Source organism: Tunturiibacter gelidiferens (genome assembly GCF_013410115.1).
Taxonomy (GTDB): Bacteria; Acidobacteriota; Terriglobia; order Terriglobales; family Acidobacteriaceae; genus Edaphobacter; species Edaphobacter gelidiferens.
This window is the reverse complement of the sequence record NZ_JACCCV010000002.1, coordinates 1,459,705-1,475,153: the sequence shown is the minus strand read 5'-3', so window position 1 is coordinate 1,475,153 and position 15,449 is coordinate 1,459,705. Positions and strand designations below refer to the sequence as shown.

Annotated in this window: 10 protein-coding genes and 1 pseudogene; 8 read left to right on the top strand and 3 right to left on the bottom strand. The window is 54.6% G+C overall.

Features of this window, described 5'->3' with window-relative positions; all coding sequences use genetic code 11:
* Window positions 1-133 precede the first annotated feature (133 nt).
* Both cobN and HDF12_RS18285 read left to right on the top strand, forming a co-directional pair.
* Complete coding sequence (gene cobN / locus HDF12_RS18290) at window positions 134-4,318, top strand: cobaltochelatase subunit CobN (protein ID WP_257025723.1); 4,185 nt, start codon at window positions 134-136, stop codon at window positions 4,316-4,318.
* The gene (locus HDF12_RS18285) at window positions 4,315-6,027 is read left to right on the top strand and encodes an AAA family ATPase (RefSeq protein ID WP_183791878.1); all 1,713 of its coding nucleotides are present in this window, start codon (window positions 4,315-4,317) and stop codon (window positions 6,025-6,027) included. The genes cobN and HDF12_RS18285 overlap by 4 nt, the downstream gene beginning before the upstream one ends.
* Window positions 6,028-6,107: 80 nt before the next feature.
* Here HDF12_RS18285 and HDF12_RS18280 read toward each other — a convergent pair whose 3' ends face one another.
* The gene (locus HDF12_RS18280; protein WP_179585688.1) at window positions 6,108-7,280 is read right to left on the bottom strand and encodes a diflavin oxidoreductase; all 1,173 of its coding nucleotides are present in this window, start codon (window positions 7,278-7,280) and stop codon (window positions 6,108-6,110) included.
* A 263-nt stretch (window positions 7,281-7,543) separates the two neighbouring features.
* On the opposite strand from HDF12_RS18280, the pseudogene HDF12_RS22480 reads away from it, so the two are divergent.
* The 4 genes and pseudogenes from HDF12_RS22480 to HDF12_RS18265 all read left to right on the top strand — a co-directional run.
* Window positions 7,544-7,699: pseudogene (locus HDF12_RS22480) on the top strand (transposase); the annotation flags it as partial.
* A gap of 39 nt (window positions 7,700-7,738) precedes the next feature.
* Window positions 7,739-8,491, top strand: coding sequence for an IS1595 family transposase (locus HDF12_RS18275; protein WP_257025814.1), 753 nt, complete (start codon window positions 7,739-7,741; stop codon window positions 8,489-8,491).
* Between the two features lie 1,890 nt (window positions 8,492-10,381).
* On the top strand, window positions 10,382-12,166 hold the full coding sequence (locus HDF12_RS18270) for a cytochrome-c peroxidase (RefSeq protein ID WP_179585684.1): 1,785 nt from the start codon (window positions 10,382-10,384) through the stop codon (window positions 12,164-12,166).
* A gap of 66 nt (window positions 12,167-12,232) precedes the next feature.
* Complete coding sequence (locus HDF12_RS18265) at window positions 12,233-12,637, top strand: fibronectin type III domain-containing protein (protein ID WP_218892498.1); 405 nt, start codon at window positions 12,233-12,235, stop codon at window positions 12,635-12,637.
* Window positions 12,638-12,789: 152 nt separating this feature from the next.
* Here HDF12_RS18265 and HDF12_RS18260 read toward each other — a convergent pair whose 3' ends face one another.
* Window positions 12,790-13,458 (bottom strand): TetR/AcrR family transcriptional regulator, encoded by a 669-nt coding sequence (locus tag HDF12_RS18260; protein WP_257025722.1) that lies wholly within the window; start codon window positions 13,456-13,458, stop codon window positions 12,790-12,792.
* A gap of 152 nt (window positions 13,459-13,610) precedes the next feature.
* On the opposite strand from HDF12_RS18260, the gene HDF12_RS18255 reads away from it, so the two are divergent.
* A complete protein-coding gene (locus HDF12_RS18255) occupies window positions 13,611-14,240 on the top strand; it encodes an FMN-dependent NADH-azoreductase (RefSeq protein ID WP_179585680.1) in 630 nt (209 codons plus the stop codon).
* Between the two features lie 43 nt (window positions 14,241-14,283).
* A complete protein-coding gene (locus tag HDF12_RS18250) occupies window positions 14,284-14,676 on the top strand; it encodes a hypothetical protein (RefSeq protein WP_179585678.1) in 393 nt (130 codons plus the stop codon).
* A gap of 194 nt (window positions 14,677-14,870) precedes the next feature.
* Here the strand turns inward: HDF12_RS18250 and HDF12_RS18245 are convergent, their stop codons facing one another.
* The gene (locus tag HDF12_RS18245) at window positions 14,871-15,311 is read right to left on the bottom strand and encodes a DUF6526 family protein (protein ID WP_179585676.1); all 441 of its coding nucleotides are present in this window, start codon (window positions 15,309-15,311) and stop codon (window positions 14,871-14,873) included.
* Window positions 15,312-15,449: the final 138 nt, after the last annotated feature.

The window sequence follows — 15,449 nt, the reverse complement described above, 5'->3', positions numbered from 1 at the left end:
GCGCCCTGTGAATATTGTGCAGCGGCGCGCGCACCTTTCCTATTGCTTTTCAGGATGCTGTTGTGGGAGGACTGAGCGCGGCTATGCACAGGTCCCAGTCGAAACCTACAAGGAGGAGTGGACTCGCCGGAAGATGCGCAATACCGTCCATCTGACGAAGGCCGGATGCCTAGGACCCTGTGTTTTGTCTAATGTTGCGAGCTTGGTCTTCGACGGGCGATCGGTATGGTTTCATTCCGTCAACAGTCCCTGGCAGGTCAGGCAGATATTTTCCTACATCGACACAATGTTGGAAGCAGATCGTTTTCTACAGCCGCCCGAGGAACTGCTTGAGTATGTCTTCAACTTCTACGACTGGGATACGCGACCTGCAGCTTCAGTCTCGAATGCCGCGGAGAGAAACACACATCAACAAGTGCAGGGCATCGCGATCTTGACGCATGCGGACACCGACCTGGTTACGCTGCAGAACGCACGCGCGGCGCTCCCTGGAGACATCGATGTGTTTCCATACTCATTGAATGGTCTACGCAGCGAGGAACAGATGACTGCGCTGCTCGAAGGAGCTTTGGCGCGTGCTCGCGTTATCGTACTGCGTTTGCATGGCCCATTGAATTCGGTCGTGGGCTTCTCGCTTCTTCGTGCCATGTGCGTTACACAAAACCGATTCCTCGTCGTAGTGAGCGGAACCGGTGAGATAAATCCTGAGTTTCTCAATGCTAGTACCGTCGATCTGGATGTAGTCGCGTCGGTAACGACATATTTCGAGCGTGGTGGAACATCGAATATCTTGGAGTGCCTGAAGTTTTTGTCCGACCGTCTCTTGCTGACGGGGCACGGTTATGAGAAGCCTTCGACTCCAGCAGAGCACGGGATTTATATGCCAGATCTCGAGCATGCGGAGTACGAAGACTGGCTGCAACGCGCAGATCCTGCGAAGCCCACGGCAGCTATCCTGTTCTACCGTGCCCATCTTCTCAGCGGGAATACTGCATTCGTTGATGCACTTGCTGAAGCTATGGAGTCTCGTGGTTTGAACGCACTCTGCATCTTTACATCGAGCATGAAGGCTCTGGATGATGGTTTTCCTGCGGCGCTCCGACTTGTGGAACGACGCGTCAATGTCGTTGTCACCACGTTGTCTTTTGCCCTGGGCGAGATCAACACCGGTGATGTGACACTTGCTGGCGAAAATGTTTCGATCCTGGAGAAGTTGGGAGTTCCGGTTATTCAGGCGATCCCAAGCGGGATGCCAAGAGGAAATTGGGAGGTCTCTCGGCGCGGTTTAAATGCGTTGGACACAGCGATCAATGTGGCACTTCCGGAGTTTGATGGCCGCATCATCTCCGTCCCGATCTCGTTTAAGGAACGAGGAAATGTTCAATCCGGCGATCTTTATGTCCCTCATCAAGAGCGTGCAGACCGAGTCGCCGGAATTGCGGCCCGGCTGGCGAGACTTCAGATTCTAGCCAATCCTTATAAACGTGTCGCGTTCGTTCTTACCAACTCTTCGACGAAGGCGGCGCAGGTTGGGAATGCAGTTGGCCTTGACTCGCCGGCGAGCTTGCTGAATCTGCTACGCGCCATGAAAGGACGTCGGTATTCCATCGGAGACCTGCCGAAATCGGGAGATGATCTGATTCACGATCTTCTTTCACGGGGAACGTACGACGACGTATACCCCCTGGACGGGGACCGCGCCCACAGGTACTCGCGCGCGGTCTATCGGCGACGTTTCGAAAGCTTTCCTGACGCCCCACAGAAGCGGTTAAAAGATTCGTGGGGCCAGCCAACTGATCGCGGTTATACGCTGCGATCGTCTTCGAAGATCGATAAGAAGCTGATGAGCGAGGTTGCGACCAAGATTGCTGCGATGGACTTTGAACCATTTAGTGATACTGATGACTACCTGTTCGCAGCGATGCGTCTGGAGAACGCACTGATAGCAATCCAGCCGCCGCGGGGATATGGCCTGAATCCCGATGCCATTTATCACACTCCTGATCTTCCGCCGACTCATCACTACACGGCGTTCTACCAATGGCTGGGGACTTCCGTGGAGGATGGCGGGTGGGGTGCCGATGCGATCGTGCACGTTGGAAAGCATGGAACGCTTGAGTGGCTGCCGGGAAAATCTGTTGGTTTGTCTGACGAATGTTTCCCGGATCTTCTGCTCCAAGATATGCCGCTTATTTACCCGTTCATCATTAATGATCCAGGAGAAGGTAGTCAGTCGAAGCGCAGAGGTCATGCGGTAATTGTGGATCATCTAACGCCACCTATGACGAGTGCAGAAACCTACGGGCCGCTCGCTGCGTTGAATCAATTGGTGAATGAGTACTACGCAGTTGAGAAGCTGGACCCCTCGAAGCTGCCTTTCATCCAGCAACAAATCTGGGAGTTGATTCAGGATGCGAATCTCAACACCGATCTCGATCTTAAAAATATGTTATCGCGCGATCATGGCGATCATAAGCATGATTGGGAGGAAGAACTCACCTCAGAAGGCGTACCCGTTACATTGGCCGAAATGAATGGAAGCGAAGTTGCACATCTGATTGAAGACATCGATGGGTATCTATGTGAGCTTGGCATGGCGCAGATTCGCGATGGTCTGCACATTCTTGGCAACATGCCACCGCTTCCTGAGATGCTGCGCTCCATGACGCGATTGGCGAACGTAGGTTCGCCCAGTCTTTTAGGTGCCATCGCCCGCAATCTTCAGTTCGACTACCAGAAACTTCTCGAAGAGCCAGGAAAGAAGCTTGATGTTGCAATCACTCTGTCTGAGACTGTTTGTTACACGAATGCTGATGTACTCGAAACGCTGGATAAAATGGCAATAAGTCTCTACGAAAAGCTTGAAAAGCTTGGCTTTAGTGTCCAGTCGCTCGAAGATCTGCAACATGCGATTGTCGGCTCTGCTTCGCAAGAGGTCACAGCAGCTCTTACATTCGCCTGCCAGAAGATTGTTCCAAATCTTGAGAGGGTCAATGAAGAGGTTGAGCATGTCCTCGATGCTCTGGAAGGCCGCTACATTCCAGCGGGGCCTGCCGGTGCACCGACACGCGGAATGGCACACATTCTTCCTACAGGCAGAAATTTTTACGCGGTCGATCCACGGGCGCTTCCCTCCGAAGCTTCATGGCGCGTTGGTCAGCAGCTTGCTCGTGAGGCGATAGAGCGCTATCGTGCAGAGGAAGATCAGTACCCCGAGACAGTGGGACTCAGCGCATGGGGTACTTCTCAGATGCGTACGCATGGTGACGACGTGAGCGAGGTGCTGGCGCTACTTGGTGTGCAGCCTGTATGGAATAAACAGTCGAGGCGGCCAGAAGGCGTCTCCCTGATTCCGCTGGAAAAACTTGGTCGCCCGCGCATTGATGTCACCCTTCGAATCAGCGGATTTTTCCGTGATGCGTTTCCTCATCTCATTGACATGATCGATGACGCGGTAGCGCTTGTCATTCAGCAGGATGAGCCGTCTGAAATGAATTTTGTCAAAAAGCATTACTTGACTGAAATCGAGAAAAATAGAGATCAGGGCGCCGAAGAATCGGAAGCATCCGCCAGATATCGAATCTTTGGAGCGAAGCCTGGCACCTACGGTACGGGTGTTCAGGCTTTGATGGAGACACGTCATTGGAAGGAAGACGCGGATATCGCGCAGGTATTTCTCGAATGGGGCGGCTACGCGTATGGTAAGGCAGCAAACGGTGTGGATGCGCGGAGCGTATTTTCGGAACGGCTGAAAAGCGTACAGGTCGCGGTGCACAACCAGGACAACCGCGAGCACGACATCTTTGACTCTGATGATTATTTCCAATTCCACGGCGGCATGGTGGCGACCATTCGCGCCCTTACCGGGGTACAACCTAAGGCTTACTTTGGTGATAGCTCCCGCCCGGATGCTGTCCGTGTGCGCGATTTGCGCGAAGAAGCGCTGCGTGTTTATCGCTCGCGCGTGATCAACCCGAAATGGATCGAGAGCATCAAGCGCCACGGTTACAAGGGTGGGTTGGAGCTAACAGCAACTGTCGACTATATTTTCGGCTTCGATGCGACGGCACACGTAGCTCCAGACTTTATCTATGAAGGGCTCGCTCAAGAATATGCGCTAGACGCTGATACGCAGGACTTTCTGAAACAGTCAAATCCTTGGGCGTTGAATGCGATCGCCGAACGTTTACTCGAAGCGAACGAACGTGGACTATGGGAAGACGCAAGACCGGAGACGCTCGACGCATTGCGTGGAGTCCTGTTCGACAGCGAAACCTTATTGGAAGCACGCGGTGAGATGAGACGGAGCGCGGTATGATCCGTCCAACTTATCCGTTCGCCGCGATTGTCGGCCAGGAGCAGATGAAGATGGCGTTGCTGCTGGCCGCTGTGGATTGGCGCTTGGGCGTGCTCTTGCGTGGAGACAAAGGCGCGGGAAAGACCACAACAGCCAGAGCTCTAGCCGAATTGCTTCCGAAGCCCGGCCGCTTCGTCAATCTTCCAATAGGAATTACGGAGGATCGTCTTCTTGGCGGAATGGATCTGGGGAGTACGTTGAAGGGTGAACCAGCGCTTCGACCTGGACTGGTGGCAGAAGCGAACGGCGGTGTTCTTTATGTCGACGAGGTCAACCTTTTGCCTGACCATCTTGCCGACGCACTGTTGGATGCGGCTGCGACGGGTGTGAGCACGGTCGAGCGAGAAGGTTTTAGCGCGGTACAGGAAGCGCGATTCGTTTTAATGGGAAGCATGAATCCAGAAGAAGGATCGCTGCGGCCTCAGTTGCTCGACCGGTTTGCCCTCGTTGCCGATATTGCTGCCATCAGATTGGCAACCGAAAGGAGGGAGGTCGTTGAACGACGTATGGTCTATGACACCGATCCTTCATTTTTTGTTGCTCAGTGGATGGAGCAGCAGACATATCTTCAACAGCGGATCGCAGCTGCGAGGGTGATGCTTCCGTCTGTGCGTTGTCCTACTGCTATGTTGGAGTACATTAGTACGATCGTTTGCGAGCACGGTGTCATATCTCTTCGTGCGGATCTCGCCATAGCGCGTGCCAGCTGCGCACAAGCAGCGATGCTGGGTTGTGAAGAAGTCACGGCGGAACACATTGGGTCCGTGCTGCCGCTCGCCTTGGCTCATCGCATAGCGCGTTCACCTCAGAGGCCACCCCTTCCAGGAACATCTCCGCCACTAATGCCCCAAACACCGCCGCAGAGTAGGGAGAGTGAAGGTACGGACGAAATGACGGAACAACGCTTTTCGTCGCTGTCAGTCAAAACACCCGAGTTGCGTTGGACTGTGGACGGTGGGAGAAGCGGTGCAACAGGTGGGCGCAAACGGCAAGCGCCGGGACCAGTTGTGAGAACAAAAAAGAACGAGCGGCCTGCGGAACTGGACTCTCGCTTTTCCGTACTTGAAGCTGTCATACAGACCGGTCAGCCGAGCCCACGTCCCCAGGACTTATATGAGAAGATGCGTGAGCCGTTAGTCAGATCGCGATTCTTGTTTGTCGTGGATTCGAGCGGGTCACATGCTGCGCACGAACGGATGAGGGCGGTCAAGGGGGCAGTGTCCGGTCTCATTGAACGCTCTCTGCGACGTCGTGACGAGGTAGCAATGATTGTATTTCGAGGAGAATCTGCCGAGATTTTGGTTGCTCCTACAAGCGACGTAGCGACGGCCCTCGCAGCTCTGGAGTATTTGCCGACAGGCGGCCGTACCCCCCTCGCGCATGCGCTTGAACTGGCGAAAGAACTTGTCACTCCTGAGACACTCTTGTTGCTTGTCACCGATGGACGCGCGAACGTTCCTTATGGCAGCGATGACGCCTGGTATGACGCGTTGCAGGCGGCGGCCAGGATTCGATGTCCCGGTCTGGTGGTCGACACCGAGTCAAGCAACAACGCATTCGGTAAAGCGAAGGAACTTGCTGACACAATGCAAATGGAGTGCATTAGGTTGTCAGAGTTTGAAGCGGGATATGATTTTTCCGTTCTGCTGAAAAACGGCGTCGATCGATAAAGTACGAAATCTTCTGTCTTTCTCCAGAGATAGGTGGCGCGACATATTCGAGCAACTTTTGCCGCGCCGCCTCATGGCTTCTAGTAGACATCTCGCTGGTAACGCTTTTGTTTTTTCATGGCGGCCAGGTACTCGGCGGCGTGGTCGAGGGTGCCGTTCGAGCCGCGGGCGATGACGTCGAGCAGTGCTGTTTCTACATCCTTGGCCATGCGGGTGGCGTCTCCGCAGACGTAGAAGTAGGCTCCGCGTTCCAGCCACTCGTAGAGATCTTTGCAGCGCTCCTGCATGCGGTCCTGGACGTAGACCTTGCGGGCCTGATCGCGGGAGAAGGCCGTATCGAGACGGGTGAGGATGCCGTCTTTGTGCATGGACTGGAACTGATCTTTATAAAGAAAGTCCATGGCCTCGCGCTGTTCGCCGAAGAAGAGCCAGTTGTCGCCGCTTTGGCCGGTGGCCTGGCGCTCTTCGAGGAAGGCGCGGAAGGGGGCGATGCCGGTGCCGGGGCCGATCATGATGACCGGTTTGGTGGTGTCTTCGGGCAGGCGGAAGTTGTTGTTGGAGTGGAGGAAGATCGGCATCGAAGTGCCTTCGCCGGCGCGGTCTCCCAGGTGTCCGGAGGCCACCCCCTGGCGGTCGCGGCCATGGGACTCGTAGCGGACTACCCGGACCGTGGTCTGGACGTTGTCCTTGTGCATGGCCTGGCTGGAGGCGATGGAGTACATGCGGGGGGTGAGGCGCTGAAGGATGTTGAAGAGCTGCTGGGGGTCGGTGACGACCCTCGGGAAGTCGGTGGCGAGGTCGACGAACTCGCGTCCCCAGCAGTACTCCTCGGCGCGGGCCTTGTTTTCCGGGCCGACGAGGCATTTTAAGCCCTCGATGGTGGGGGCCAGCTTGGCGTACTGGCCTACGGAGCCGCGGGCGAGTTTGCCGATGCCGAGGCGGGTGCGGAGGGCCTCTTCGAGGCTGATTTCGACCTTGTAGTGGTCGAGGACGCGCTCGCGGCCGGTGAAGTGGAGGGCTTCGAGGGCCTCGGCTACGGCGATGGCGCGGTTTTCCGGGATGATGCCGACGGCATCGCCGGGGGTGTAGGTCATGCCCTCTTCGATGGTGAGCTCGACGTGGCGGGTCTCCTTCTCCGAGCCCTCGCCGGTAAGGAGGCGGTTGTAGGTCACGGTGGAGAGGAAAGGGTTGTTGCGGGTGTATTTGGACGCGTGTCCGGTCGATTGCTGTTCTTGAGCTTCCACTTCGGTCATCCTTCTATCGTAAAACGCATCGGGGCAAAATGCTTGCAAGGCTGTGTTCTTTTGCGGTGTTTTCGTGGTGTCTCGCTGGTGCGCTGTGGTGATTCCGTGGTGCGTTGTTGCCTCTTGTCTCACGGTATTTCTGAGTCAAGTCTCTTTCGACCCCTCCCCCCTCCCCACTAGGGGTATTTTGCAGGGATGTCTTTTGTTTACAATGGTTTGCGGGGGGAATAATATACTTGACCGACTACGCTATTCCTGTTATTGTTTGATTCATGGAAAGCCCAAAGACATTAATCGAAGCAATCCAATACTTTAGCGATGCCGAGAACTGCCGCAAATTTATGATATCCGTCCGATGGCCCGATGGAATCGTGAAATGTCCTCATTGCGGATCTGAGAAGGTCACGTATCTTGAAAAAGCTAAAGTCTATCGGTGCTACTCCAATCACCCAAAGCAAAAGTTCTCTTTGAAGGTTGGAACCATTTTTGAAGACTCCGCCATTGCCCTCGATAAATGGCTATGCGCTTCTTGGTTACTTTCCAATTGCAGGAACGGTATCAGCTCTTATGAAATGGCCCGAGCAATCGGGGTTACACAGAAGAGCGCATGGTTTATGTCTCATCGCATCCGCGAAGCAATGTCAGATGACAACAAAGGCAAGATCGGCGGAAACTCTAAAGACCCCGTAGAGATCGACGAAACCCTGATCAACGGTAAGCCGCAAAATCGGCATGTTGCCAACCGCACTCAAGACGGCAAGAAAGCCATCGTTATGGGGATGAAAACCCGTAATACACGCCAAGTACGCGCCATGGTTGTCCCTGATACGAAGCGGATAACCCTACAAGAGAAAATCCTTGAGCATGTCGGCTGGGGTTCCCACATCTACACCGACCAGTACTCGTCTTACGACAAACTCAATGCGACGAATCTGTTCGTTCACAAGACCGTGAATCACATGGTTGAACACGTCAAAGGCAATGTTCACACGAATGGAATTGAGAACTTTTGGGCACTGCTGAAGAGGACTCTAAAGGGCACGTACGTTGCTGTAGAGCCTTATCATCTCGACGCTTATGTTACAGAGCAAGTGTTCCGCTTCAATAACAGCCACGGAAAAACCGACGCACAACGGTTCAACAAAGTTATTTCTCAAGTCACAGGCAAGCGTCTTACGTATGCAGAAGTAACAGGCAAGACCGAAGAAAGACCGTTCTAAGAAGCGGCAGGGCCGGGGGAAGAGGAAGCAGGGGTAGGCTGCTTATCTTTCTTGGCGGGATTAACCGCAACTATCTTCCGCATAAAATCTGTGAACTTCTCGAAGTCGCCCTCTGTCTTCAAGGTAGCGTCCGATGCCGCACGTCTTACCGGATTTTTCCAGGATCTCTTCATCTGCATAAGCTTACCTCCCACGGCGTTCGCATACAAATCCCCAACTTGTAGGGTTAGGAAACAAACCATTTTGTATTTCAGGGAAAGTCGTGTATTTTAAGTTACATGGCTCCGCCAAACCCTGAACTCGTCCTGAAACTCGCCAACGATTTGGTTGTCGCACAGAAGCATCTTGAATCTTTGCAGGCGCAATGGGAAGCTCTTTTCTCAAATTCCCCGACTCCTAGTATCCGTAAACCAATGGGTGGAATTGCCTCTCGCGTCTTGCTTGAGATTAACCAGAATCCTAGTTACGCCTTCAATGTAGATAACCTACACAAGATTTTCGGACCTGACGTTGATCGGAAACCTATCGAGTCTGCTCTCTTCAATCTCCACAAAGCTAATAAGATTGTTCGGGTTACGAGGGGTTCCTATAGTTCAATTAAATCTAACGTAGAACCTCAACAGGAAGACATGGAGGACATTTTCAAGTGATTTGTTTGATGAGGACTTATGCCATGAGAAGAAGGAAAAGTCTCTGTTCCAGCATCGGGAATGGCGGCGGATACGAAGGGAATGTCCAGAGCCGCTAAACCTTTTGCCGAGGGTACGGCTCTGGACACCAGATGCAACATTTATTGTGGGGGTAGTTGGACGGGGCAGGTCCGCAAAACTCAGCTCCCGAGGGTTCGAGTCCCTCTACCTCCACGCTTCAGCAAATATGACCGGAGAGCTAATCCTTACTGGATAGGGACACGAGCTTGCACCTCGTGAACAAGGGGTTCGACTCCCTCTCCGGTCTTCACTTGCCTTCTGAGAGATTAATCCACCACCATATGGACATGCAAGTAAAAACATGTACAGGCGAGTAAAAACTGGTAAATCTAGGAATCCGTGACCCTCCATAGTCCCTCATAGATAAAGGAGAACTTTGCTGCCATGGCTGACTATCAAACCGCTATCTTTGGTCTTCAGGAGAACTTACGCCTTCTGAACGGCAATCAAAATCCAGAGGCTCTAGCCCTTTGGAACATAAGTAACGCTCTACTAGTCGTTTGTGACGCTCTACAGGCGCAAGAGCATCGAATTCGTCGGATAGAGAACGGACAAAAATAAGCCATTCTGTGGCGGTTGCTGGGACGGAATTGTTCTGCTGCCCTGTCACGGTTCCTCCATGTTAACTAAATAGTTACAGTCAGTCAAGTATATTATTACCTTTGCGGGTGAGGTGTGTCTGTAACGTATTCATTACAGATGGGTTGCTCGCAAAATATTGAAGATAAATGAGTTATGGTTCCTTTCTATGCCACCCCTTGTTTATCGCTTAAATGAAAAGCTGCAAGGAGCCTTTGGCGCCTTGCAGCTTTTCCTGCTAGTACAAGTATATCGGATTGGGTGGGCGTAATGTGCCACGCGAATCTCCTTGTCTGGCGCGGGGATTTGCTGGTCGGGGGCTTGACAGGTTTGTTCTTTCGATAGTTTTTCCCCTTGGGAAAGAAGAACGAGGCAAATGCTGAGGTTTCGTCGTTGTGCTCAGAATGACAGACGTTCTTCAATCGTTGTGCGGTAACACTTAGCGTGAAAGTTCCGCCGATTCGATGCCTCTATCCTTGTGTGTTGCTCCCTGTTTTGCCGACAAGTCTGGAAGCCGAATGACGAGAAGCGCGTTTAGCATTACTGATACCGTATCCGGACGTCATAACAACCCGAACGACGACTCACGAAGAGGTTATCTATGGATCGGCGAATGCTGGCGATAGTAGCGGTCGTTGTAGTTTGTGTACTGGCGCTGCTCATGACCTTGACAAAACGAACGGTGCCGCCGCGGCGTGGACCCGTCCTCTCAGGCTCGGTTTACAACCCATACCCGCTTGGCATCCTCCCGCCCGATTTGAATTCCGAGATAGATCGTGTTGAACGGGAGGTGGACGTCATTGAAGACCGAGCGCTTGCACGCTGGCACGGGTTACAGCCTCCGATTCTGACAGGTCAGCCGCCGGTGCTTAGGGATATCGGAACGGAAGCAGTAGAGACACTCGGCGAGCTCATGCTTTTCGACAAGAACATATCAACCAACAGAAATCAAGCGTGCGCGTCTTGCCACATGCCATACGTCGGTTTCGGCGGGCCGATTCCCTCGGTCAACCTGACAATAAGCGCGTTTCCCGGATCGGTTCACACTCGGGCAGGCAAGCGGACCCCGCAGCGACACCCGTATTCACCCTTCTTCCCTGTCCTCCAATACAACCAAGCGCAGGGCCAGTTCTTTGGAGGAAATTTCTTCGATTCACGCGCGACCGGGTATTTGCTAAGGATTCCCGACGCCGAGCAGGCACAGGGCCCTCCCGTCGATACTCAGGAAATGGGTCTCCCCGACACTGCCTGCATCGCATTCCGGCTTTCGCAGGCTGTGTACCGACCTCTCTTTGAGGAGGTATGGGGCAAGGGTTCGTTCGAAATCAACTTTCCCCGTGAGACGGAGCAGATCTGTGCGACCCCTGGTGGGGCTGCGGTGTTTGGCGGGAGCACCACGTCGATTCCTCTAAGTGCGGCCGACCGAACCCGCGCCAACACGGTCTACGACCGTTGGGCACAGTCGATTGACGCATACGAGCAGTCTGCACAGGTCAGCGCCTTCTCATCGAAATTCGACGCGTTCCTGGCCGGTAAGTACAAGCTCACACCAGAGGAGATGGCGGGGTTCAAGCTCTTTGACGGCAAGGGCAACTGCAATTCATGCCACCTCGACGGACGAGGAACGACACTCAAGTTAAACCAGACAGACACTAGCTCGGCCGCGATGGTGAATCCTCTGTTCACGTGCTTTGGCTCGGCCAATGAGGGCCTACCTCTCAATCCGCGAGATTCTTTCTATTACGAGACCACACCGGATGCTTACGGATTCACGGCGAACCCTTACGGTTTTGGCTACAGAGATTTGGGACTTGGGACTTTCCTAAGAAGCGGATTCGGCTCCGGTCCCAACCCAAATATGAACTGGAAGCAATACGCACCTGCGGCAGACGGACAAATGCAGGTATCGTCGGCCCGCGATGTGGCTATGACACCGCCACAATGTCCTACCACGGAGGCTCCCGGGCCGTACTTCCAGAAAGCGTTCTTTCACAACGGCTACATTAAGAGCCTGAAGCAACTCGTACATTTCTATAACACGCGCGATAAGTATGCGTATCCTGTCACTTCCGGACATTGCCCGAAGGGAACAACTGAAAAAGTTGATTGCTGGCCTACGCCTGAGGTACGGAACAATATCGATATGACCAGCGGGAATCTTGGCCTCACGGATAAGGAGGAGGATGAAATGGTTGCGTTTCTTCAAACACTGTCGGACGGTTTCACGAGGCCTTACCGCAACAACGATACTTATACGGGGGCTTGTATGAGGGGCGGTTCGGCGGCGACCCAAGGTAACGAGTTGCTGATCCCAACTCCGCCTCTACCACCCTGCGCGTCGGCGATCTGCGGCGTCACGCCTGTACCCAAACCGCCTATTCCGTAGCGTCAACGTTAAACGGTGGGGATGTGACTTCGATTATCTGGCCAGCGACCTTTTTCAGGTGTGATCATGAACAGAGTGGTTGGAATATTGGCGATCTCGGTTTTGAGCAGCAGCGTGTCCGCCCAGGAAAGTCAAACGACTCCAAAAGCTGCGCAGGTACGGATCATCCATGGGCCCGAGATCGAATTGGCGAAGGCGCATGTGACGATTATCAACTGGACGACGAACAATCCCGGTGGCTCCCCCGTGCACTACGGAATCGTGCACTATGGGACAGATCCACATAGACTGATCGAGACCGCAAAATCTCCGATCAGGTTGAACCCGGGTCACTCGTCGACGGTGTTCCGCGTACGTCTCGATAAACTGGAGCCACGGACGACCTACTACTACACCGTTGACTCGATGGAGTCCACCGGCAAGGGCGATGGAGTGAAGAACTCGGTCAACCACTTCAGTACCCTTAGGTAGCGTAGTCCACTTGGCTGCAAGTCGCCCTCGCCAATCAACTGTTTGAGCTGAAGCTGATATCAATCACAGATAATTTTGAAATGCGAGACTGCCTCGTTTGATCTCTCGTTCGATTTCGAGGATTTAGCGAAACGCAAGACGTCGATACGCTCTTAAGCTGGGGCGGAGTGGGACGGTTCGATCAGGGCCAGAACGGGGTGGACGAGGGTGAGGATGGTGTCTGCGATCTCGCTGGAGGGGGGGCGGTTGGGGGTTTGTGCCCACTCTTTGGCGGCGCCGTAGATGGCCCATGCGGTGGTGGTGGCGATCATCTGGGGGGAGGTGGGTGCGGCGGAGGGGTGTTTTTCGAGGCCGTCGAGGAGCATGCGGCGGACGACGGCGATGATGGCGGACTCCATGTGGGGCTCCATCTGTCCAGGGTGGTCGGTGCAGAGGAGCTGGGCTGAGGCGATGAAGTCGCAGACTCCGAGGACGATGGCGCGCAGGGCGGCGGTGCAGGTGCCGTTGAAGGTGATTCCGCGTTCGGAGAGGAGTTCGTTGAAGCGGGTGCCGACGGTGCACTCGAGCAGGGCGAACTTGTCGGGGTAGTGGTCGTAGAAGGTGGCGCGGTTGATGGTGGCGGCTTCGGCGATGTCCTGCACGGAGAGGCTGTCAAACTGCTTTTCTTTCATGAGGTTGACGAGGGCCTGCTGGAGGAGGTTGCGGGTGCGGAGGATGCGCGGATCTGTAGTCCGCTCGGGGGTCCGCTCGGGCATGAGCTCGGGGGCTTGCTCTACGGTCAGCTCGGGAACTTCGGCGAGTTTTGCGGGAGGGCTGGACATTTTGAATTTACCCGGCTGGCACTATTTTATCTGACCGGCCAGTTGTATTTTACTCGATTTTGACGACAGTACTTGCTTAAGCGACATTCGTTGTGTTTTTCTGAATCGACACAAGTTGTTTAAACGTCAGATGTCGTATAGGAGATTTTGCCATGTCCACTTTACTTGTTGTGAATTCCAGCCCCTTTCATGAGACCTCGGTCTCTCGCCATCTCTCTGAGGAGTTCGTCCAGAACTGGAAGCAGGCGAACCCGAACGGAAGAGTGATCACCCGCGACCTGACCTCGAGCGATCTGAAGACGGTCGATGCTGCCTGGGTTGGGGCCGCGTATACGCCGAAGGATGCTCGCACGGCGGAGCAGAAGCAGGCGCTTGAGGTGTCCGATACGCTGCTCGGCGAACTGCGGGCGGCCGATGAGTATGTCTTTGGCGTGCCGATGCACAACTTCGGGATTCCTTCGCTGCTGAAGCTGTGGATCGACCAGATTGCTCGCGTTGGCGAGACGTTTTCGTATTCGGAAGCAGGGCCGAAGGGTCTTCTGCAGGGGAAGAAGGCTACGTTCCTGATCGCCTCCGGTGGGGCCTATGACGCGGGGACGGTGATGGCTTCGTTCAACCATGTTGAGCCGTATCTGCGTTCGGTGTTTGGTTTCATTGGCGTGACGGATACGAAGTTCCTGTCTGCCGGCGGCGCTTCGGCGGTGATGTCTGGGCAGGTGGATCGGGCTACGTTCCTGAAGCCGCATGTTGAGGCGATTCGTTCGCAGTTTGTGGCTGCTTAATCGCTGAGCCGACTTAGCTGATTTCTAAGGAGGAGGTATTGGTATGAAGATCGCATCGCTGGTTGCCAGGTATCTGCTTGGCTTTATCTTTCTTGTCTTCGGATTGAACGGCTTTTTGCACTTCATTCCGACGCCTCCTCCTCCTCCTGGAGTCGCTGGGGATTTCATGATCGCGCTGTTTGAGTCACACTATCTGGTCATCATCTTTCTACTGCAGTTGATTCCTGCGGCGTTTCTCTTGATCAACCGGTTTGTGCCGCTGGCTCTGGTGTTGCTTGGGCCGGTGATCGTGAACATTATTTGTTTCCACGCGCTGATGGCTCCGGCAGGGTTGCCGATGGCGTTGTTTGTGACGGTGCTGTGGGGGCTGGTGGCTTATGGTGTTCGGTCGGCGTTTGCGGGGTTGCTGCAGGTGCGGGCTTCGGAGACGGCCTGAGATTGGCCTGTGTCGCAGCGAGGAGACGGGAACAGCAAAGGCAAATGCGGGGGTCTCTCCACTACGCTGTTCCCGATGAGACCGGGAACAGCTTCGGTCGAGATGACGGCGTTTGGGGGGGTGGAGAATTTAGACGGGGCGCTTCTCTGGTTTGCTGCCAGTGGGCGGCGATGGGGCGTAAACTTTCGTGGAACTCAGATGCGTTGGTTGTCGGGGCGCCAGTTGACGATGGCTTGCTTGATGGCCTTGGGGTCCATGTTTTTGGTGAGGGCTCGGTGGGCGAGGTCGGGGAGTTCGGCGTCGGAGGCGAAGCGTAGGGCGATGAGTTGAGGGACGGTGAGCTCGTCGATGTGCGCGCGGTCGGCGGCGGGGAGGAGCGCGGCGAGGCGGAGACGCTCTTCGAGGCGGATGATGCGGTCCTGGGCTTTGAGGGAGGAGCCACGGGCTGCGCCGGCCATCAGGAAGAAGACGATGGCCATGACGATTCCCCAGAGATGGGTGTGCTGGTAGCCGGGCCAGTTGTGAATGGTGATATAGATGGAGAAGACGAGGTTGAGCAGGAGCAGGGGAAGGATGATGAAGTGAAAGAGTGGGTAGAAGCGGGCGTGGTTTTTGAAGTTCTGCGGGGCGGGCATACGGCGTCCTCTTTGCGGGAAATGATGGCGGGGTCAGCATAGCACCCTGGGCTGTTATGGGTTCCTAAAAGCAAGAACAACGACAGAAGCAGATCCCTACAGGATGACAACAAAAGAACAAGCAACCCTCCAGCAAGG